Annotated in this window: 24 protein-coding genes; 20 read left to right on the top strand and 4 right to left on the bottom strand. The window is 42.0% G+C overall.

Going from position 1 to position 21,517, the window contains the following annotated elements:
* Positions 1–7 precede the first annotated feature (7 nt).
* From MHI20_RS11435 to MHI20_RS11400, 8 genes are all read left to right on the top strand, one after another.
* Positions 8–370, top strand: coding sequence for a hypothetical protein (locus MHI20_RS11435; protein WP_159145206.1), 363 nt, complete (start codon positions 8–10; stop codon positions 368–370).
* Between the two features lie 51 nt (positions 371–421).
* Entirely contained in the window at positions 422–664 is a 243-nt protein-coding gene (locus MHI20_RS11430) for a hypothetical protein (protein WP_340939333.1), read from the top strand.
* 65 nt (positions 665–729) lie between these two features.
* Positions 730–1,005 (top strand): hypothetical protein, encoded by a 276-nt coding sequence (locus MHI20_RS11425; RefSeq protein ID WP_159145205.1) that lies wholly within the window; start codon positions 730–732, stop codon positions 1,003–1,005.
* A 32-nt stretch (positions 1,006–1,037) separates the two neighbouring features.
* Positions 1,038–1,433, top strand: a complete 396-nt coding sequence (locus tag MHI20_RS11420; RefSeq protein ID WP_159145204.1) for an SMI1/KNR4 family protein — start codon at positions 1,038–1,040, stop codon at positions 1,431–1,433.
* 236 nt (positions 1,434–1,669) lie between these two features.
* Complete coding sequence (locus tag MHI20_RS11415) at positions 1,670–2,515, top strand: lipoate--protein ligase family protein (protein ID WP_159145203.1); 846 nt, start codon at positions 1,670–1,672, stop codon at positions 2,513–2,515.
* A gap of 35 nt (positions 2,516–2,550) precedes the next feature.
* Positions 2,551–3,036, top strand: a complete 486-nt coding sequence (locus MHI20_RS11410) for a tetratricopeptide repeat protein (RefSeq protein WP_047945776.1) — start codon at positions 2,551–2,553, stop codon at positions 3,034–3,036.
* A 103-nt stretch (positions 3,037–3,139) separates the two neighbouring features.
* Positions 3,140–5,416, top strand: coding sequence for a glycosyltransferase (locus MHI20_RS11405; RefSeq protein WP_340938396.1), 2,277 nt, complete (start codon positions 3,140–3,142; stop codon positions 5,414–5,416).
* Complete coding sequence (locus MHI20_RS11400; RefSeq protein WP_035702387.1) at positions 5,413–5,646, top strand: DUF5970 family protein; 234 nt, start codon at positions 5,413–5,415, stop codon at positions 5,644–5,646. Before MHI20_RS11405 ends, MHI20_RS11400 begins: the two co-directional genes overlap by 4 nt.
* A 34-nt stretch (positions 5,647–5,680) precedes the next feature.
* Here MHI20_RS11400 and MHI20_RS11395 read toward each other — a convergent pair whose 3' ends face one another.
* Positions 5,681–6,481, bottom strand: a complete 801-nt coding sequence (locus tag MHI20_RS11395; protein WP_100324662.1) for an RsfA family transcriptional regulator — start codon at positions 6,479–6,481, stop codon at positions 5,681–5,683.
* A 242-nt stretch (positions 6,482–6,723) separates the two neighbouring features.
* On the opposite strand from MHI20_RS11395, the gene MHI20_RS11390 reads away from it, so the two are divergent.
* The 4 genes from MHI20_RS11390 to MHI20_RS11375 all read left to right on the top strand — a co-directional run bounded on the left by MHI20_RS11390 (position 6,724) and on the right by MHI20_RS11375 (position 9,984).
* A complete protein-coding gene (locus tag MHI20_RS11390; RefSeq protein WP_003215259.1) occupies positions 6,724–6,945 on the top strand; it encodes a DUF1450 domain-containing protein in 222 nt (73 codons plus the stop codon).
* 170 nt (positions 6,946–7,115) lie between these two features.
* Entirely contained in the window at positions 7,116–8,417 is a 1,302-nt protein-coding gene (locus MHI20_RS11385; RefSeq protein ID WP_007497716.1) for an HD domain-containing protein, read from the top strand.
* Positions 8,418–8,447: 30 nt separating this feature from the next.
* On the top strand, positions 8,448–8,948 hold the full coding sequence (locus MHI20_RS11380) for a YwgA family protein (protein WP_039165227.1): 501 nt from the start codon (positions 8,448–8,450) through the stop codon (positions 8,946–8,948).
* 223 nt (positions 8,949–9,171) lie between these two features.
* Positions 9,172–9,984 carry a zinc-dependent metalloprotease gene (locus MHI20_RS11375; RefSeq protein WP_340938382.1) on the top strand — a complete coding sequence of 271 codons (813 nt, stop codon included), beginning with the start codon at positions 9,172–9,174 and terminating at the stop codon, positions 9,982–9,984.
* A gap of 52 nt (positions 9,985–10,036) precedes the next feature.
* Here the strand turns inward: MHI20_RS11375 and MHI20_RS11370 are convergent, their stop codons facing one another.
* Positions 10,037–10,222 (bottom strand): 2-hydroxymuconate tautomerase, encoded by a 186-nt coding sequence (locus MHI20_RS11370; RefSeq protein ID WP_008343530.1) that lies wholly within the window; start codon positions 10,220–10,222, stop codon positions 10,037–10,039.
* Between the two features lie 107 nt (positions 10,223–10,329).
* On the opposite strand from MHI20_RS11370, the gene MHI20_RS11365 reads away from it, so the two are divergent.
* Both MHI20_RS11365 and MHI20_RS11360 read left to right on the top strand, forming a co-directional pair.
* Positions 10,330–10,992 carry a site-2 protease family protein gene (locus tag MHI20_RS11365; RefSeq protein ID WP_047945771.1) on the top strand — a complete coding sequence of 221 codons (663 nt, stop codon included), beginning with the start codon at positions 10,330–10,332 and terminating at the stop codon, positions 10,990–10,992.
* A gap of 12 nt (positions 10,993–11,004) precedes the next feature.
* A complete protein-coding gene (locus MHI20_RS11360; RefSeq protein WP_007497712.1) occupies positions 11,005–11,523 on the top strand; it encodes a YwhD family protein in 519 nt (172 codons plus the stop codon).
* Between the two features lie 125 nt (positions 11,524–11,648).
* Here the strand turns inward: MHI20_RS11360 and MHI20_RS11355 are convergent, their stop codons facing one another.
* Complete coding sequence (locus tag MHI20_RS11355; RefSeq protein WP_340938373.1) at positions 11,649–13,718, bottom strand: transglycosylase domain-containing protein; 2,070 nt, start codon at positions 13,716–13,718, stop codon at positions 11,649–11,651.
* 225 nt (positions 13,719–13,943) lie between these two features.
* Between MHI20_RS11355 and speE the strand changes: the two genes are divergently transcribed.
* The 5 genes from speE (at position 13,944) to argS (ending at position 18,357) form a co-directional block, all read left to right on the top strand.
* Positions 13,944–14,774: a spermidine synthase gene (speE, locus tag MHI20_RS11350; RefSeq protein WP_017360074.1), complete on the top strand. Its 831-nt coding sequence runs from the start codon at positions 13,944–13,946 to the stop codon at positions 14,772–14,774.
* 69 nt (positions 14,775–14,843) lie between these two features.
* A complete protein-coding gene (gene speB, locus MHI20_RS11345) occupies positions 14,844–15,716 on the top strand; it encodes an agmatinase (RefSeq protein WP_017360073.1) in 873 nt (290 codons plus the stop codon).
* Between the two features lie 76 nt (positions 15,717–15,792).
* Positions 15,793–16,140: a hypothetical protein gene (locus MHI20_RS11340; RefSeq protein ID WP_039165250.1), complete on the top strand. Its 348-nt coding sequence runs from the start codon at positions 15,793–15,795 to the stop codon at positions 16,138–16,140.
* Between the two features lie 124 nt (positions 16,141–16,264).
* A complete protein-coding gene (locus tag MHI20_RS11335; RefSeq protein ID WP_008343509.1) occupies positions 16,265–16,687 on the top strand; it encodes a DUF1934 domain-containing protein in 423 nt (140 codons plus the stop codon).
* Positions 16,684–18,357, top strand: coding sequence for an arginine--tRNA ligase (gene argS, locus MHI20_RS11330; RefSeq protein ID WP_008343507.1), 1,674 nt, complete (start codon positions 16,684–16,686; stop codon positions 18,355–18,357). The genes MHI20_RS11335 and argS overlap by 4 nt, the downstream gene beginning before the upstream one ends.
* Positions 18,358–18,883: 526 nt before the next feature.
* Here argS and MHI20_RS11325 read toward each other — a convergent pair.
* The gene (locus MHI20_RS11325) at positions 18,884–19,852 is read right to left on the bottom strand and encodes a S66 family peptidase (protein WP_173408367.1); all 969 of its coding nucleotides are present in this window, start codon (positions 19,850–19,852) and stop codon (positions 18,884–18,886) included.
* 151 nt (positions 19,853–20,003) lie between these two features.
* On the opposite strand from MHI20_RS11325, the gene cls reads away from it, so the two are divergent.
* A complete protein-coding gene (cls, locus tag MHI20_RS11320) occupies positions 20,004–21,506 on the top strand; it encodes a cardiolipin synthase (protein ID WP_226650560.1) in 1,503 nt (500 codons plus the stop codon).
* The last annotated feature ends 11 nt before the right edge of the window (positions 21,507–21,517 follow it).

The raw sequence follows: 21,517 nt of genomic DNA, 5'->3' as shown, positions 1-21,517 counted from the left end.
GATCGTATTGAAAATAAAAAAAATAAACTGGATTTCACAAGAAGCCTCAGAAGCTGAAGTGATTGTAACAGATGGCGAACTGGAAATAATGTGTTTTGCTCAACCATTAAATCACCTTGAAGAAAATGAACTATTAGAACCTATTTATTGTTTAGATGTGTCAGACTTAGTGAAAGCTGAATTGTCAGAGTATAGAATTGAAAAATTAGATGATAATTTCAGTTATAGTTTTTTAGGACAATTAATTGATAAGCGTGATGAAAAAGTGAAGGTAGGCGGACTTTTATTAGAATTGGATTACAATATACCGGGAGATATAAATGAAGGCGATTTTATAAGTTTTAATTGTCAACGGTTAGATATTTATTAGTATGAGCCGAAGTCTTAAGGAGCATTAAATGAACAAGAACTAACGAAACAAATCCAAACGGTCATCAACATCCTAGAAAAAGAATATTCGCAAGAGATCCATCAAGGTGTACTTGAATTAATATATAGAAGATACAAGAATGCCCAAAGAATCATGCAAGCCAATGATGATCTCCAAAAAGTCTTTATCATTGGCGGAGTTAGGGCTTACTTGGATAGTCATAATGATTATCTAAATCCATTTTTAGATGAATTACATAAAGCGGAAAGTCTACTAAAAGAATTGTTGTATTGATTATATAGTGATATGTAGAAGTCTTTGTATTAGAAAGCGATACAAAAACACAGAAAGGAATTCGTATGAATCAGAAAAAACACATCAACAAAAAAACAGTCAATTGGCTATTAAGCATCAGTGTTCTTCTCGTCATTGGGACAGCTTTTATGAGAGGGGTTTATGTCCCACATGCCGGTTCGGTTTATCGGGGTTTTCCCATTGATTGGCTAGTCCTGCATTCAAATTATGGTGTTGAATTTCTATTTTTTGGTTTTATACTCGATGTCATCATTTTCTATTTTCTATTAAAAGTGCTCCTGCGGGTGTATAAAAGAATTATGCCAAAATCAGCTGAATAAACGCTTGTACATCCTTTTAGGAGGCTTTCAAAATGATTCATTTTTCTCAGATTCCCAACCTGGTCATAAACAAACCAGCAAGTGATATACATATCAAAGAGGCAGAATCCCAGCTAAACATAGTGCTGCCCCATGCTTATAAGACCTTGCTGAAACAGACAAATGGATGTTCCGTCGAAGGCGATGTTCTTCTATACGGAACTGAGGACATAGTGGAACGCAATAAAACATGGGAAGTCCATCATTATGCCAGCGGCTATGTAGCCATTGGTGACGATGGCGGTGGGCGAGTACTTCTCATGCGGCAGGCAGAAAAGGAGAAAAAAGTGTGGATTGTCGATGCTGGTGTGATGGACCCTCAGCATGCGGAATTGGTGGCTGAAGACTTGTTAAGCTGGGTAAGTCACGGCTGTTTCATAGAAGTTTAGTCTATTAAGGAGATGATCGATTTGCCGTGGAACACATTGATCGCTGCGGGCCTCGTGGTTGGGGTTCCTGTCGTTTTGATTGCAACTGTTTATTTCATCTCGAAAAGGAAGAACAAGAAAACCAAAGCATCCAGTTGAAAAGCTCTGTGACGTTCCTTGTCATAGAGCTTTTTTCTCGCTCATTCTCCCTCCATGTTATAATAAACACAGTTTATGAACGAGAGGATATGCAGGACATGAAAAATGAACCTATTGAGTTATTGACGCAGCCGACATGGCGAATCATAGATCAATCGATCCTTGGTCTTTATGTGGACCCGAAGCAATCTTTTGCGATGGATGATACGCTTTGTGCGTCGGTCGGGAAAGGACTCTCACCAGCGACAGCGCGTTCTTGGGTGCACCACAATACGATCGTTCTTGGGATTCAGGATACAAGACTTCCATTTCTCCAAGAGGGTGTAAAGCTTCTTGAGGAAGAGGGATATCGCGTCATTGTGCGCAATTCAGGTGGTCTTGCTGTTGTGCTGGATGAAGGCGTACTAAATGTGTCTTTAATCTTTGCGGAACAAAAGAAGGGCATTGATATTGACCGTGGATATGATGCGATGGTGGAATTGATCCGCCGGATGCTGTCGATGTATGAGGTGGACATTGAAGCCTATGAAATTGTCGGCTCTTACTGTCCAGGTAGCTACGATTTGAGCATCAATGGAAAGAAATTTGCCGGCATTTCTCAGCGTAGATTACGCGGAGGGGTCGCTGTGCAAATCTATTTGTGTGCAGATGGAAGCGGGCGGGAACGTGCTGATTTGATTCGCCGTTTTTATGAGGCGGCCTTAAAGGATAGAAGGCATGAGGTGAAAGCGGTATTCCCTGATATACAGCCTGATACGATGGCATCTCTATCAGAATTAACTGGAGAATCCATTGATTGTGCGCTTCTCATGCGTCTTTTACTAGAAGAACTTCAAAAACTGAGCGAGCAACTGACTGCTTCAGGGTTGACCACCGAGGAACAACTGGAGTTTGAGAAGAACATGACACGGATGATTGAGCGGAATGAGAAAGTGTTCTCGTAAACATATCGTCCCATCTTAAAAATAGGGGTGATGTAATGGAAACGAAACTTCTGAAAGCTATTGAACTTCGAGAAAGTGGACATCTTCAAGAATCCAATGACATGCTCATCCGTCTTGTAGAAGAGTATCCAGATCATGCCTCCATTCACTATCAATGTGCTTGGAGTTATGATGTGTTAGGGAAGGAAAAACAAGCTGTCTTTTTTTATGAGAGGGCCATTGAACTAGGTTTGTCTTCAGAAGAAAGAGAAGATGCTTTCTTAGGATTAGGAAGTACATACAGAACCTTAGGGGAATATGAAAAGTCAAAACAAATATTCCTCCATGCGATGGAAGCTTATCCGCATAATAAAGCCATTCAAACGTTTTATGCCATGACTTTGTATAATTTAAATGAACATAGCAAAGCAATGGAAATATTACTGAACTGTTTAACTGAGACGACAAATGATCCTGCTATTTTGAGTTATCGAAGGGCCATTGATTTTTATTCAAATCAGTTAGATCGATTGTGGAAATGATTTATATAGAAATGGAGGGGCAATCTAATGGAAGAATCCCCTCCTTTGTTATGACATTTTATATGTGATAGTCCTTTATGACATAAGAAAGAAGGAAAATGTATTGTCATTCATCACCACGTATTACCCGCTGTTTATGCTTTGTATGTTGTCTCTGTTGTATATGATATATCGTATCCAGCCAATGGCCTCTACTGTGAAAAAAATCATCATTGTGCTTTGTGTGTTAACAAATGCTGCCTATATTTGCTGGCGTCTCTTCTTTACATTGCCGCATGAAGGTACTTTTAATGTTGTCATGGGTATTTTGCTTGTTGTCTGTGAATGCATTGGGTTTATCCAGTTGCTTGTGTTTTATACACTGGTTTGGAAGCCTTCAAACCGGAAACAAGTCATGATCAGTGATCTTGAAAGGCTGCCAACAGTTGATATTTTCATAGCTACATATAATGAACCAATTGAGGTGCTGAAACGCACTGTTGCAGGTTGTTTGAATCTCTCTTATCCGAAGGAAAGCGTTCAAATTTATTTATGTGATGATGGCAATAGGGAAGCTGTAGCGCAGCTTGCTTCTGCGTTTGGTGTTCATTATCTGACAAGAACAGATAACAGATTTGCTAAGGCAGGTAATTTAAATCATGCGATGTCTCAAACGGATGGAGAGCTGATTCTGACACTTGATGCAGATATGGTCCCTCTTCCTTCCTTTTTAGAAAAAACAGTGCCCTATTTTCATGATGGAGCAACTGCGTTTGTTCAAGTTCCACAGGCGTTTTATAACGAAGATCCTTTCCAATATAATATGTTCTCGAAAGATCGAATTCCAAATGAGCAGGACTTTTTCATGCAAACTCTCCAAGCTGGTAAGGATCGGTTTAATGCCGTCATGTATGTTGGGAGTAATACGGTATTTAGAAGAACGGCATTAGATGAAATTGGCGGATTTGCTACTGGAGTGATTACAGAAGACATGGCAACAGGAATGCTTCTCCAAGGGAAATTCAAATCTGTGTCTGTCGGAGAAGTATTAGCCGTCGGTCTGGCACCTGAAAGCTGGCTTGATCTGTTAAAGCAAAGAGATCGCTGGTCGAGAGGGAACATTCAGTGTGCCCGTAAGTTTAATCCTTTGAAGGTGCGCGGCTTAACGCTTATGCAGCGTGTTCTTTATTTAGATGGCATTGTGTATTGGTTTAACGGTTTGTTTAAAATGATTTATATTCTCACACCGATTTTGTTTTTATTGTTTGGTATTCAAAGTTTCTGGGCAGATTTCCAGTCCGTTTTCATGTTTTGGCTGCCGGCGTTCTTTAGCTCGTATTTAGCTTTTAAACTTGTGTCGAATCAAAAAAGAAGTATGTTTTGGAGTCATATTTATGAAAGTTCAATGGCATTCCACTTAGCTGGTGTTGCTTTAAGTGAGCTGTTTTTCAAAAAGAGAGTTGAATTTCTTGTCACACCGAACGGAATTCAAACGGACAAAAGACATTTTCATTTGAAAACGATGATTCCCCATCTGATCTTCTTGCTGCTCTCATTGCTTGCCCTTGTGAAAATAGGTTACGATGTGAAGGTAAATGGGACGATGAACGCTGATCTCATGTTGATTAATATTTTTTGGGTGCTTTATAACGGTGCAGGCCTATTCATGGCACTGCTTGTGGCGTTTGACCGTCCGCGTTATCGGAAATCAGAGCGATTTATCATTGAAAAAGAGGGGCATCTTCGTTCTGATCATCAAGATCAGTCGATTGCTTGTTTTCTACTAGATATGAGTGATTCAGGTGCACGTCTATCCATTCCATTGGACCAAGCGTCTTCTCTTTATCAAGGACAAACGCAATTGTTTTTTTCAGAGAATGAAAGCGTGTCGTGTGACGTGGTTTGGAGCTATCCAGAGGGAGACCAGCTGATGGTTGGTGTTGCTTTTACTGACACACAAAAATCAGAGTATTTATCACTGATCCGTTTCTTATTCACACGAGAGCATGTAGCAATGACGGATCGTGAGAAAAAATCGTATGCCGTTCGGACGTTTCTCCGCTTTTTAAGAGAAACGGAGAAGGTACCAAAGGCTCTACGGCGCAAATGGATGAGAAGGCCATTGCAAGGTGTGACAGGCACGATCGCCTATGAGGACCGACTAGAAGAGAAGGTGCCGGTGATCATACATGATATCAGTTTATCTGGGTGCAAAATTGAGTTTGAAGATTCAATTGAATTAAATGGGAAAGTGCTGATCACCATTGACACAGAGTCTCTAACGGATCAGCCGGCGATTGCGGTTTGGACATCACAAAAACGCAGACGTACAATGGCTGGACTCAAGTTTGTTCAGCCTGAAATCAAGCAGATAGAAGAAAGAGAGGGAGTGGTTTCTTGAAATCTAAAAATGGCGGTTACCTCTATTTACTATGGCTTCCTGTCATCATAGGAGCCGGCTACGGCATTTCGCTTTTCGTGCCGTTTCTTCAGCCTGTACTGACGCTTGGTATCGCAGGGCTTTATATTTTTATGTTTGGTGATTTTCAGGTGAGGCAAGTCAGGTACATTTTTATGTTCGTCTTCTTGATCAATGTCCTTTTTAGTGTGATGCTATTTTTGGATATTTAAAAAAGTGCTTCCCACAGGTGGGGAGCACTTTTGGTTATTCAGCCATTTTTTCAAGGTTGCCGTTACGATCCATTTTAAAGGTTGGTGCGGCACTGTCGTCCTCTTCAAACAAAACTAGTTTTCTTGCACGGTTCATGATTTTGACGAGTGTTTCATAATCTTCTTGAATCGTGAGCTGATCCTTTTCAAGCTTTTTCACTTCAGCTTCTAGCTGCGACACTTTATGTGAAAGTTCATTGTTTTCTTGTTTTAACCGGCTGTTTTCCATCCGTAAGGCAGATGATTGCTGTCCATCGCCTTCATAGCGGCGTAAGAAATCAATGATATCTTCAATGGTTAGCTCTTGGCGCTGCCCAAATGGATTGGCTTCTGGCTTTTTCTCTGTCACTTGAGAAGCCTGTGACAATAAATGTGATAAACTAGCTAACTCTTCATTGTAGCTTTGATCCACAAATTGAAGCTGTTCGGCTGTTTCGGCTGCAGGTGCAAACGTTTCTTCTTGCGCAGGTTCCAGTTCTTGAGAGAACTCTTCCTGTGTGATCGTTTCTTCAACTTGCGGCTGATAGAGCAAACGTTTTTTCGCAGGCTGCCCATTGCCGAGTGCACGCATGCGTTGTTTACGCTGTTTTTTGGCAAGTGCCAATGCTTTTTCATATTGATGCCTCACGACAGCATTCCATCTAAATCCGCATGCCGCTGAGGTACGGTTTAGCTTGTCTCCCACTTCTTCAAATGCGTTCAGCTGTGTACTGCCTTCTCTGACGTGACGTAAGACGGTTTCTGCCAGAAGGAGATCATTTTCCTCTGACCAAGCATCTTGTCTTTGTTTTGACATGTGTTTAAACCCCCATAAGATTTGATGGTATTAGATTAGCCAAGTTGAAGAAGGTTTATACAAGTTTGCTAAAAGGATAGTGGAAAATACTAGCTTTTATGAGAATACGTCTCTGTGCTGACAAAGCTTCTTGCAACTCCAGTCGCTTCGATGTACAATGTTGGGTGGTATATTATTCACTCTTAGTTGTCCAACTGTTTCATATAGAATGAAGTTTCATCATTGAAAGGAAGCGTAAGAACATGGCTAATGAGTTTCGCGTATGTGACGATTGTGATGCGACGAACCTAAAAACGTTATTGCCTCGACTTAAATCGGTTGACCCTGATGCAAAAATTGAGATTGGCTGTCAATCGTATTGCGGTCCAGGACGAAAAAAGGCTTTTGCGTTTGTGAACAATCGCCCATTATCCGCACCAACAGAAGATGAGTTACTCGAAAAGGTTCAAAAAAAAGTCAAATAAATGTCACTGAATGTGTTCAGTCGACCTAAAAAGAGGTCCGTCCCTGTCAGGTCGGGCTTTTTACGTCCGTTCAATCTATGAGAACACATTCGCCAGCAAATTCAAGGATGTTTTCGGGAAAAGTTACCCGATATAATAGAAACACGTCTTAAAAAAAGAGGGACGAAACGATGGCGTATCCAAAAGGGAAATTATCCGAAGAAAAGGTATTTAAAGATCCTGTGCACCGCTATGTTCACGTACGGGATGCATTGATATGGGATTTAATCGGAACGAGAGAGTTCCAGCGCCTTAGACGAATTAAACAGCTAGGAACCACTTATTTAACGTTTCATGGGGCAGAACACAGCCGATTTAATCATTCACTCGGTGTATACGAGATTGTCAGACGAATTGTGGATGATGTGTTTAAAGGAAGACCCGAATGGGATGAAGGGGAGCGTGAGCTTGTACTGAGTGCCGCCCTGCTTCATGACCTTGGACATGGTCCGTTTTCTCATTCCTTTGAAAAGGTCTTTCATTTAGATCATGAATCGTTTACAAGAGATATCATTTTAGGGCAGACGGAAGTAAATGAAGTGCTGCGCCGGGTCAGTGACGATTTTCCAAAGCATGTAGCAGAAGTCATTGCCAAAACGTATCAAAACAAACAGGTGGTCAGTTTGATTTCAAGTCAAATTGATGCCGACCGAATGGATTACTTGCAGCGTGATGCTTACTATACAGGCGTCAGCTATGGTCACTTTGATATGGAACGTATTTTACGCGTAATGCGTCCAAGAGAAGATCAGATTGTGATGAAACAGAGCGGGATGCATGCCGTAGAGGATTATATTATGAGCCGCTATCAAATGTACTGGCAAGTCTATTTCCACCCAGTGACACGCAGTGCGGAAGTCATTTTAACGAAAATTCTCCATCGTGCAAAAGAGCTACATGAAACTGGCTACATTTTTACACATGCCCCGGTTCATTTTTATTCAATTTTTGAAGGGAATGTCACCACAGAGGACTATATTAAGCTGGATGAATCCATTGTTTTATTTTATTTTCAGGCGTGGGAAGATGAAGAAGATCACGTGCTGGCTGATTTGTGCCGCCGTTTTATGAACCGCCGTTTATTCCAATATACAGAGTTTAATCCAAACGAAGAAATGACGAAATATTTCAAGCTGACGGCTTTGTTCAAAGAAGCAGGAATTGATCCTGACTATTATTTAGTGGTCGACTCTTCCTCTGATTTGCCTTATGACTTCTATAGACCGGGTGAAGAAGAAGAGCGGCTGCCGATCCATCTCTTGACGCAAAGTGGTCATATTAAAGAACTGTCGAGACAGTCAGATATTGTTGACGCCATTTCCGGTAAACGAAGAACCGATCATAAACTTTATTTCCCGATGGACTTAATTGTAGATATGTCGGAAAAAGCTGAAGAAAAGAAGGCGATCATGAAGCTGCTTGGATTGGGATAAGGAAGTACTGAAAAAGGAGATGTCGGGAATTTGTTGAAAGAGCATGCAAAGTTGATGAAGGTGTTCTCTGAATCTGGGGAAATCGTTGGACGGAAGAAGTTGCAAAAAATGATTTACATAGCAAAAAAGCTAGATTTGCCTTTTTACGAGAAATACGATTTTCATTTTTATGGCCCTTATTCAGAGGAGTTGACGCTCAGAATTGAAGAGCTGTGCAACCTTGGATTCTTGGACGAAATGAAGGAAAAAAAGGGCGGATACTTTCAATATCGCTATTCGCTGACGGACAATGGGAAAGAGTTTCTCGATCAGTGTGAAGTGGACATGCCTGACCTCAAAGTGCTGACGCAGCAGATGAATGAGCAATCGTCTCGTTTTCTAGAGCTTGTCTCAACGATTTTATACTTTGATGATCTGCCAAAAGATGAGGTAAAGGAAAAGGTCTTCACCATTAAAAGCAAGCAGCGCTATACGGACGAAGAATTTGAGGCAGCCCTTGCGTATATTGATCAGTTGAAGGAAATGAACTAACTTTGCAAAAGCCCAATTTTTGGGCTTTTTTTGTTTTGTAAGACCCGGATCGAAAGCGCTATTTTTGAATAAAATGTTTGTCAAAATATCCGAAAAATTAGTGAAAATGACATGTTTCGACTTTCCTCCTGTATATCCAATTCCCTGTTTTTGACTGAATAGAAGGAAAATGGTGAATTTTCAGTGAATATATAACCTTGTGAAAAACAAAGGAGGGATAGGAATGAAAAAGCGTTCAGTCTTTTTGTCATTTTTATTGGTAGGTAGTTTGTTACCGGGGGTAAGTTCAGCTTCAGCACCAGTTGCAAGTGCAGGTCATGGGCATGATCATGGTCATGCGCCGTTTGAAACACATATTAGTGAAGGGTTGCCAAAGGCAAACGATTTTAAAGATTTGACGAAGGCACCTTCTATTGAAAGAGATGTGACAACAAAGATTTTAGATGAGTCTGGTAAACAGGTAGGGTCTAGAACCTTTAAAGCAAATACAGGAGATTCGATTTCAACAAAAGCTAGTACAGGCAGTCAGAAAGTGACCGTCTATGCAGTAGCTGATGCGCAGTATCGTGCGAAATATAGTGATTGGCAGACACGCATTGTCAGCATCATTGAGCAAGCGGATGTAACATTTAACCGTGATCATGATGTGGACTTTGTCGTACAAGCCGTAGGGTCTTGGACGTCTTCAGGATCAAATGCATCACAAATTTTGTCTAACCTTCAGCGCAGCTTTGATGGCAGAGGATACGATTTTGTCACAGGATTTACAGCAAATCCAAACTTTGATGCTGGCGGAATCGCTTATGTCTACAATAGTGCACCAAGCGGAAGTGCATTCGCCGTTAACCTTGACCAAGGAACAGCGAATACAGCAAAAGCGGCTACGCATGAATACGGCCATAACTTTGGCTTACCGCACGACCCTCAAGGAAGCGGCATTGTCTGCTTAATGAATTATGATTATTCTTACACTGTCGATTTCTTCGATGCGGCTCATAAAAATCAAGTGAACCGTAATAAAGCTTGGTACAGATAAGGTAAGAGAAAAAAGGACAAACACCGAAAAAGTGTTTGTCCTTTTTATATGCTTACAGGTCGCTCATTCGCTTTCCTGCTACAGCATAATGTTCTTTTTTCATCTCTTCAATAATGACAGAGACTTTCTCTGCACCTGCGCCTGTTGTTTCAACAACGGCATCTGTGACTTTCTCCACAAGAGCTCTTTTCTGCTCATCTGTTCTTCCTTCAAGCATTTGAACGGTGATAATCGGCATGATGGCAACCTCCTTTTTCCTGTAGTGCTACGCTTCCCTTTAGTTTAAGGGACTTCTTATAGTATACTGAATGAAGTAAATCATTGTATAGAAAGAAAGAGGGATTCATGCCTTTGGACCAATTTCTTGTTTATCCATTAGAACTGATTCCATATGTCGCCATTACGCTTGTTGTGGCTTTTACGATGCACGAGCTGGCGCATGCATATGTTGCGTATCGTTTTGGAGATCCGACAGCTAAAAATCAAGGCAGACTGACGCTCAATCCATTGAAGCACCTTGATATTTTCGGGACGATCTTGATCTTTGTGGCTGGGTTTGGCTGGGCGAGGCCTGTACCTGTGAATCGGTACCATTTCAAAAACCCACGTCTCGCAGGGATATGTGTGTCGATCGCAGGACCTTTAAGCAATTTGGTTTTGGCATTTTTGGGCTTTTGTGTGTATGCGCTTCTTCAGAAATTTGGCGGGGAGTCGCTCATGCGCTTTGAGCCGGGGATCGATTATTTCTTCCAAATCTTTATTAACTTGAACGTGATTTTGTTCCTATTTAACTTGTTACCGATCCCGCCGCTGGATGGATATCGTATTATTGAGGATGTTGTCAGTCCCGGCATCCGTGCGAAGATGACGCAGTTCGAACAGTATGGAATCATCATTTTCCTCATCTTCGTCATCACACCGCTAGGCCAGTTTGTTTTTGTTCCATTGATCGGAATGCGGGATCAAATCATATACTGGTTTAATCTTATTTTGAAGCCGCTGCTTTAGGAGGTTTAATGAATGGAAGGTAAAAAGAAGAAACCAATTGGTTTTAATATCATTAAAAAAACAGATGCAACTGATGGACATGGAGGCTTTGGTGCAGGTGCTCTCAGCCTTGATAATATCTCGCCGGTGATCATTGATGTGGAGGAAAAGGAAGCCGTCATTGATATTGGTGCGATGCATGCAAGAAGTGCCGTCGAAAAAGGAATTAAATTTTTAAAAACCAAAGAAGAGGTACCTAACGGAAAACCGTATTGGCTCGTATGGGTGACGATTGACCGCAGAGAAGAGGGGCCATATTATGCAGGAGTCACAGCTTGTGAAATGACAGTTGACCGCTCGATCCGCAGAGGATATAAGTCACTTCCTGAGCATGTAAATTTAATGGATAAATCCATGAAGCGTAAAATCGTTGTCAGTCATATGGATGATGGTTCGAAAAAGGTGCTCGCTGATTTCTTGAAGAGTCACAATGAAGCGTTATGGGAAGCATCCACAGATGAATTAAAAGAAGGATTGGCTGTTCCTGAGTAATTGTGAAATTTTTGTGAAGAATGATGAATGGATACCAATTCCAAGCGTTTTTTCAGTAAACTGGTGTTAAAGCTAGGACATGGAGAATCCCGAGATGCAGATCTCGGGGTTTTTCATGTCCATTTTTAACGTTTCAGCCACTTTTTCCACCATTTCTTAGGCTGTTGATCTTGAGCTTTGTCTTGCTCAGAAGCTTTCTTCTCGGCACCATAGCAGACACCGGTCGGCTCCGTTCCTTCTATAAAATAGGTAAATACCTTTGATTCGCATCCTGGGCCTGCGAGATCACCGGTTTTTGGATTGATATATACGCCTTTTACACCGTCTGGCGGCATGAAGGAGGAGGCTGGCTGATTCGAGAGGGCTGATTCCATAAAGGAAGCCCATATCTTTTTCGCATAAGCGGTTTCTTTGACCGAGTCAATGGTGCGTCCTTTATCATAGCCAGTCCACACACCTGTGACGAGCTGGGGAGAGAAGCCGATCATCCAGCTGTCAGCGCCTGTCGTCCCCGATTTCCCTCCATACGTTCTGGTAAGATCTTTTGAAATGGTACGACCTGTGACACTTGTATAGCCATTTAATTGATGATTGAACATCCCTGACATCATGTCAGTGGTGACAAATGCTGCTTTTTCATCTAGTACTTGCTCTCGTTTTTGTTTCTCCTCAAAGAGTACGTTGCCCTTTGCGTCCGTTACTTTCGTAATAAAGGTTGGCTTGACACGTTTTCCTCCATTGACCAGCATCGCGTAAGCATTGGTCATTTCGATTGGTTTGACAGGTGAAGTACCTAGCGCAAGTGAAGGCACTTGATCTAGTTTTTCGTGAATCCCGAACGTCTTACCTGCACGTACAAGCTGTTCCATTCCTAAAAATAGATGGGTTTTGACCGCATAAATGTTATCAGATAGAGCCAAAGCCTGAAGCATCGTAATACCGTCATTGGCGTAATAGCCGTGATAGTTGCTTGGTGAATAAGCGGCGCCGCTTCCTTGATCATCCAGTTCAAAAACAGTTTCTTCACTGCGCATCACGGTTGCTGGTGAAAACCCATTTTGTAAGGCCATGTAATAGAGAAGCGGTTTCATTGTTGAACCGGGCTGTCTTTTCGCTTGTGTGACACGATTGAATGGGCTTTTCTCGTAATCTCTTCCCCCGATGAGGGCAAGCACATGACCTGTCTGGGGATGAATGGCGGTAAAGCCAATTTGGATACCTGATTCAGAATCCATCGTGTTTTTTAACGTCTTTTCTGCGATTTTCTGTAATTCTGGATTTAGGGTCGTTTGGATATGAAGCCCATAGGTTTCAATCTGTTCCTCTGTTAACCCCAAGCTTTGTTTCAGTTCGCGAATCACATCATCATAAAAATACGGGGCCTGCTTTGCTTGCAGCTGCTTTTGTTTGAGCGGGCGATAGGACAGCTTTTCCTTGCTGGCATCAGCAGCTGCTTTTTTCGTGATCATGCCATCCTCTTGCATTTGCCTCAGAATCATATTCTTTCTTGCGCTGGCTTTCTCCTCATTCACATAAGGGGAGTAGAGAGAAGGCCCCTTTGGAATACCGGCAAGCAAGGCAGACTCAGCTAAAGTTAAATTCTTCGCTTTTTTTCCAAAGTAAAGGCGGGATGCCGCTTCCACACCGTATGCGCCGTGGCCATAATAAATGGTGTTCAAGTATCCTTCCAATATCTCATCTTTTGTATAGTTTTGTTCTAAGCGGATGGTGTAAAAGGCTTCATTCCACTTCCGCTTCCATGTTTTATCATGATCTAAATATAAATTTCGTGCGTATTGCTGGGTGATCGTGCTGGCGCCTTGTACTTTTGCCATTGCACGAATATCTGCCACCGCAGCACCTGCCATTCGTTTCACATCAAAGCCGTGATGCTGATAAAAGGTTTTATCCTCAATCGCGACCACTGCCTGCTGTATATGAGGGGACATGTCCTTTAACGGAACCCAGTATCTCTTTTCTCCAAAGCTCGATTCGCCAAGTTTAGACCCATCGGCTGCATAAATGGTCGTGGATTGGGGAACTTGAACAGAGGGAGCGCCTTGCCACTTAGCTAGTAAAAGAATCGTCAAAAAGACTGTGCCAGCAAATAGAAAAGCGAGCAAGCCGATAAAAAAACAGGCCCGAATCGTTTTCACGGTCATGCGGATTTTTTTATTACTCATGATTGTGTCCATGCAAAGCCCCCATTTTGACGGTTTTTTATCAGTATGGGACAAAGAAAACCGTTTTAAACAGGCGACTGCAAGGGTGTGCTTTAAAAATGAAGTTATCTCATGCGGTTCTTTACAATTTGATATGAATCCACTATACTTTTTTCTTGGACAATCGATATAGTCATAGCCGATAAAAGGCGCTAACAATAGATGTTTGTTTATTATTGGATGAGAGGAAGATGAACGATGAGCGAACTTTGGTATACAGAGAAGCAAACGAAGAATTTTGGCATTACATTGAAGGTGAACAAAACCCTTCACACAGAACAAACAGATTTTCAGCATTTAGAAATGGTGGAAACAGAAGAGTTTGGCAATATGCTGTTTTTAGACGGTATGGTGATGACATCAGAGAAAGATGAGTTTGTATACCACGAAATGGTGGCACATGTTCCTCTTTTCACTCATCCAAACCCGGAAAATGTTCTTGTCGTAGGCGGAGGAGACGGTGGTGTCATTCGTGAAATCCTGAAGCATCCAAGTGTGAAAAAAGCGACACTTGTTGATATTGATGGCAAGGTCATTGAATACTCGAAGAAGTTCCTTCCTTCAATTGCTGGGAAACTAGACGATCCTCGTGTAGAGGTGAAAGTCGGAGACGGCTTTATGCACATTGCGGAAGCCGACAACGAATATGACGTGATCATGGTTGACTCAACTGAGCCAGTTGGACCAGCTGTGAACCTGTTCTCTAAAGGTTTCTATGCAGGAATCTCAAAAGCACTCAAAGAAGACGGTATTTTCGTTGCACAGACGGACAACCCTTGGTTCACACCTGAGTTAATTACAAATGTACAGCGTGATGTAAAAGAAATTTTCCCGATTACCAAGTTATATACAGCGAATATCCCAACATATCCAAGCGGTCTTTGGACATTTACTATCGGTTCTAAGAAGTATGATCCACTTGCTGTAGAAGACAGCCGCTTCTTTGATATCGATACGAAATATTACACAAAAGAATTGCACAAAGCGGCATTCGTTCTGCCGAAATTTGTGAGCGACTTAATCAAATAAATCAAGCGAAGTGGAAATGCGCAAATGACCGTTTGCGCATTTTTTGAAGCGTAAAAGGAGGAATCTTGTATGAGATTCGACGAGGCTTACTCAGGAAAAGTGTTTATTGGAAGTCATCCGACATGGGAAGATGCAAAAGTCATTTTATACGGGATGCCGATGGATTGGACCGTCAGTTACCGTCCGGGTTCTCGTTTTGGCCCGAACCGTATTCGTGAAGTATCCATTGGATTAGAGGAATACAGTCCTTATTTAGATCGTGAACTGCACGAGGTGCCATTCTTTGATGCTGGCGACATCCCGCTTCCATTTGGCAATGCACAGAAAAGCTTAGATTTAATTGAAGAGTATGTCGACAGCATTTTAGAAAAAGGGAAGTTTCCATTAGGAATGGGCGGCGAGCATCTTGTGTCTTGGCCGGTTTTCCGTGCGATGTATAAGAAATACCCTGATTTGGCAATCATCCATATGGACGCACATACAGATCTTCGTGAGGAATATGAGGGTGAGCCGCTTTCACATTCGACACCGATTCGTAAAGTTGCAGGACTTATTGGACCTGAAAATGTATACTCTTTCGGCATCCGTTCTGGGATGAAAGAAGAATTTGAATGGGCAAAAGAAGCAGGCATGCACATTTCTAAATTTGAAGTACTCGAGCCATTGAAACAAGTATTGCCAAAGCTAAAAGGGCGTCCAGTGTATGTGACGATTGACATTGATGTACTTGACCCAGCTCATGCACCTGGTACAGGAACGGTAGATGCTGGCGGTATTACGTCAAAAGAACTGCTGGCATCTATTCATGCCATTGCTGGTTCTGATGTGCATGTCGTCGGTGCAGACCTTGTAGAGGTAGCGCCTGTATATGATCATTCCGATCAAACGGCGAATACAGCAAGCAAACTTTTACGTGAAATGCTGCTTGGATTTGTGAAATAACATTGATAGAGGAGCTTGTCATCTCATATGGACAAGCTCTTTTTTTACATTGGTGACATGATAAAGGAGGCAGGTCGTGTTTTCTTCTGTATTGATGGTATTACTCGCTTTATGTGTGTTAGCGGCAGGCTTTCTTACGCTGAAAAGAGAGCTTGCAGCGAGTACGCCCACGTTCACCTCGAAAAAAGAGACAAAGGATGAGATGGTTCATCTGTTTCAGGATCGAGGCTTTTTCTATCTCACTGGCATAGCGCTGTTGATGCAGTTTGTTTATAAGCAAGGGCATCTTCTCCCATTTGATTTCTTTCAGGCATTTTTGGCAAGTTCAGGCATCCAAGCACTGTTTTATCTCATCAATCGAAAAAGCGCAGGGCTCAAGACTGGACTCGTGATAGGGGTGAGCTTCATTTTTCTTTTATTCTAAAGAGACATGTGAAGATCAAAAAGGGGGTTTCATCCACACGAAGATGAGAAATGATGGGATGATAGGCAATCGGGATTATGGTATACTATTTTAGTTAAACGGGTCTTAGCAAAGGAAGTGCAAAATGACACAAAACCAAATTTCAATTCATGTAAAGTCAGTGATGAAACCAGAGACGGAACCGGCTGAAACGATCGAATTCCGAACAACTGGAACGTATCAAGAGAAGAATGACAAAACGTATCTCACTTACCATGAAGAACATGAAATGGGTCAAGTAAAAACTGTTGTCAAAATAAGTGAAAAAGAAATTTTTGTCATGAGATCAGGTGCGATTCAAATGAAGCAGCGCTTTCTCACTGGAGAAACGACCGTGACACATTACACGATGCCATTTGGCACACTTCAACTCGATGTGCACACACATGGTATTGATCTTGATGTAGACAATGGGCTTCTACACATTACGTACGATATGCTGACAGGTGAAGATCAAAAGCATTTACATACATTATCGATTTCATATAAGGAGGATTTACGTTCATGAATATCGCAGAACAGGTCAAAGATGCGTTAAAAGAAGAAATCATTGCGGCAGTCGTCAAAGCAGGACTTGCTGATGAAAGCCAGGTGCCGGATGTTCTTTTGGAAGTGCCAAAAGACAAAACTCACGGTGATTATTCCACCAATATGGCGATGCAGCTTGCACGCATTGCGAAAAAAGCACCTCGTCAAATCGCCGAGGACATTGTGAATGCTTTTGACAAAGGCAAAGCGTCAATTGAAAAACTGGATATCGCAGGTCCAGGATTCATCAACTTTTATATGAACAATCAATACTTAACAAAGCTTATTCCAGCTGTTCTTGAAGCAAAAGAGGCTTATGGCGAAACGAATACAGGCGGCGGTCAAAAAGTACAAGTCGAATTCGTCTCAGCCAACCCAACAGGTGACCTTCACCTTGGACATGCCCGCGGCGCAGCTGTAGGAGATTCTCTTTGCAACATCCTTGATAAAGCAGGCTTCGACGTGAGCCGTGAATACTATATCAACGATGCAGGCAATCAGATCAATAATCTTGCTCTATCTGTAGAAGTACGCTACTTTGAGGCGCTCGGTCTTGAAAAAGAAATGCCAGAGGACGGGTACAGAGGAGAAGACATCAAAGGCATCGGGCAGAAACTTGCTGATGAATTTGGTGACCGTTTCGTGCATGAATCAGAAGAAGAGCGTATGAAATTTTTCCGTGAGTACGGTTTAAAATATGAACTAGAAAAACTACGTGTCGACCTAGAGAATTTCCGTGTCCCATTTGATGTGTGGTATTCTGAAACGTCTTTATATGAAAACGGAAAAATCGAACCAGCGCTAGAAACACTTCGCGCTAAAGGCTATGTCTTTGAAGAAGACGGCGCAACATGGTTACGTTCAACTGATTTTGGTGATGACAAGGACCGTGTCCTGATTAAAAAAGATGGCAGCTTTACGTACTTGCTTCCAGATATCGCATATCATAAAGACAAATTAGACAGAGGTTTTGACCAGCTCATCAACATTTGGGGGGCCGACCATCACGGCTACATTCCTCGAATGAAAGCGGCGATCCAAGCACTCGGATATCCAGCGGACAAACTGGAGGTCGAAATCATTCAACTCGTTCACCTTTACAAAAACGGTGAAAAGATGAAGATGAGTAAACGTACAGGTAAAGCCGTCACAATGCGTGACTTGATTGAAGAAGTAGGCTTAGACGCCACTCGTTATTTCTTTGCAATGAGAAGTGCGGCGACACATATGGACTTTGACCTAGACTTAGCGATTTCTACGTCTAACGAAAACCCTGTGTACTATGCACAATATGCACATGCGAGAATTTGCAGCATGCTTCGTCAAGGGGAAGAAAAAGGCTACGAGCCAAACCTTGAAAAAGCAGATTTCTCTCACATTCAGTCGGATAAAGAATACGATCTTCTGAAAATCATCGGCAGCTTCCCAGAAGTTGTAGCAGAAGCAGCAGAAAAACGTATTCCGCACCGCGTTACAAACTATATCTATGATCTAGCATCAGCCCTTCACAGCTTCTACAATGCCGAAAAGGTCATTGATGTTGAAAATGAAACAAAAACAACAGCACGTCTATCGCTCATGAAAGCAACACAAATCACGCTTGCGAATGCATTAAAACTTATCGGCGTATCTGCGCCAGAGAAGATGTAGTGGAATGAAGGAAAGCCCCGCTCTATTTTATGAGCGGGGCTTCTTTATATAAAAAACCCGCTATTCTCGAGAGATAGCGGGTTTTGAACATTAACCAAGCGTATTAATAATGTTAGAAATAGAATCGAATAATTGACTAAGTACATCAGAGAACATGAGCGTATCCTCCCTTCAGAAAGCATGTAGTATGTGCGTGTCATAGGAATTACCCAAGTGTGTTAATGATGTTAGAAATAGAATCGAATAATTGGCTAAGTACATCAGAGAACATAGTTTGTATCCTCCCTTCGGCAAGCATGTAGTATGTGTGCGTTAATGGGATTATCCAAGTGTATTGATAATGTTAGAGATAGAATCAAATAATTGGCTAAGTACATCAGAGAACATGTTTTTGCCTCCTCTCTTTTCTTTTTACATCTACTTAACGAAGGGGATGAAAGGTTGGATCACTTTTTCTAAAAAAATTTTTAAAAAAATAATGGCATAGAAAAAGCACCCTCATATGTGGGTGCTTTTTAGGTTTTATTTATGCATGAACACGCCATTGTATTTGTCCGCCGTCGCAGGATAGCTCGGCACTCCCGCCAATCGGCAAGGTGAAGACCGGCTGTGTATGTCCGATATCGACATCGTAAATCACTGGAATGTGTTGAAGCATTGGGTGCTTATCTAGGATGAACCTCAAATGTTCCTCTGTCATCTTGGATTTCTTTTGAAAACGTCCGATGATTAACCCTTTAATGGATTCGGCATGCTGCAAAAGCGAGGCAAGGTCTCTGGCGAATGTTTCAGGAAAGACCAAGTCATCATCTTCTACAAATAAGATGGCATCCTTGATGCGAGGCATAAAGGGTGTCCCTTGCAGTAAGTTCAGTGTACAAAGATTTCCGCCATACAAGGTGCCTTCAGCTGTTCCTTCCTGATAAATCCCCCATGTTGTCGGATGAAACTGCCTATTTGCTTGATCAAGATACCACGCATCATCACTCCACTTTGTAGAAGGGGTGACATCAGATGGCTCGCTGCTCATCACGCACGCTTGAAACATGGCTGTCTGTTCCTCTTGTCCTTGTTCCATTTGGAAACTGGAGAAATGAGGACCTGAGTACGTCACCATGTCACATTTGGCGGTAATGGCGTTTGCAAGTGCGGTAATATCACTGTAGCCGCAAAGAACTTTTGGGTGCTGACGAATCAAATCATAATCTATATAAGGCAAAAGCTCATTGCAGTTAAAGCCGCCGATTGCTGTCAAAATGCCGTCGACTTCATCATTTGAGAATGCCTCATGTAGATCAGATAAACGGTGTTCAATAGAAGAAGAGGAATGCAGATCACATTCAAACACGTGTTGTCCAAAAGAAACAGTGAACCCTAATGCCTCTAAACGTTTTTTCGCCTGAGCCATTCCTTCTTTTGATAAAATGCTGGCACTTCGACTTGGAGCAATTACCCGAATGTGGCTTCCCTTTTTTAAAGCAGATGGTGTACGCATAAGTCATTCATCCTTTCCTTCACATATTTTCCATTATATCGGATCAAAACGCTCCAGTCTGTAAAAGCTAAAAGAAAGCAGCAGACCGTGCGTTTCAGACGAGCTGTGCAAAGGGTATGGAAAAGAAAAAGACAGAATGAGGGCGGAGAATGTGAAAAAGAGGAGACTGGAATTTCTATTTTTATATTTCATGATATTCGGGGCATATGTGGTGTTTTGGTGGCCGGTTCCAGCGTGGGGTTTTCAGCTTTACGCAGCTAGTTATATCGCCATCATTTTATTTAGTATTATTTCGCTTATGCTAGAGAACCGGACATCACAGCACACGCTGTTATGGATGTATGTACTGATCTTTTTCCCGATCATCGGCTATATGTTTTATTTGTTCTCGGGGCAGCTTTATGTCAAAGGACATTTGTTTAAATCAAAGAGAATGTATAACCGAGAAAAATTACGCAGAATATCAGAGCTTGAGAGTAAGCCGGATGAGACGCGTTTAACCGAAAATCAGCGTGCTTTTTTTCATTACACAGAAAAAGCAACGGGTATGCATGTAAATACAAATAGTGATATGGAGATTTTAAAGAATGGAGAGGAAACCTTTCCTCGTATTTTTGAAGAATTAAAAAAGGCAAAAACGTTCATCCATATAGAATATTACATGTTCAAATCTGATTTCCTCGGTCACCGGATGATGGAAATCCTGATTGAAAAAGTGAAAGAAGGAGTAGAGGTTCGCTTCATCTATGATGCGGCTGGCAGCATTCGCTTCTCACGAAAAGATATTAAACGATTGAAGCAGGCGGGGATAAAGGTCGCTCCTTTTCTGCCATTAAAATACGGATTCTTTAATCAAAAATTCAATTTCCGAAATCACCGAAAAATCGTGATTATTGATGGAGAAACAGGATTTGTTGGCGGGCTCAATGTCGGGAAGGAATATGTAGGACGCGATGAAAACATCGGCTTTTGGCGTGACACGCATACGATGTTAAAGGGTGAAGCCGTTCAGACACTTCACTCCATATTTATGCTGGACTGGGAGTATGTATCAGATGAAGTGTTAATTGATGATCCGAAGTATCACACCCCGCATCCTGTGACAGGAGAAGATGTCATTCAGGTCGTGCCGACTGGACCTGATATGAAGGAAAGTATGAGTGATTTATACGATGCGCTCATTTCGAATGCACAGCAATTTGTTTGGATTGCGACGCCTTATTTTGTCCCAAATGAATCCATTCGCACAGCGTTAAAAATTGCGGCGACAAGAGGGGTGGATGTGCGTGTGATGGTGCCTGAGATTAATGATGGATTTCTCACGCAATACGCCACACGATCTTATTTTTCTGAGCTTTTGAAAGAGGGCATCAAGGTGTATCACTATCAAAAAGGGTTCATGCATCAAAAGGTCATGATTGCAGATGGAGAGCTTGCCTCTGTCGGAACGGCCAATGTTGATATGAGAAGCTTCCAACTCAATTTTGAGGTCAATGTCTTTACAGCGGCAAAGAAACCGATCGAGCAATTGATGGCTCATTATGAGGAAGATATGAAAGAATGTGAGCAAATGGGGCCGGTTCATTTTTATAAAAGGGGCTTAAAGGAACGTTTAAAGGAATCGTTTGCGCGATTGTTTTCAGGTGTATTGTGAGGGTTTCCAGG

The organism is Bacillus sp. FSL K6-1106 (assembly GCF_038005245.1).
Classification (GTDB): domain Bacteria; phylum Bacillota; class Bacilli; order Bacillales; family Bacillaceae; genus Bacillus; species Bacillus altitudinis.
The sequence above is the reverse complement of the archived record's forward strand: the minus strand, read 5'-3'. Positions and strand labels throughout refer to the sequence as shown.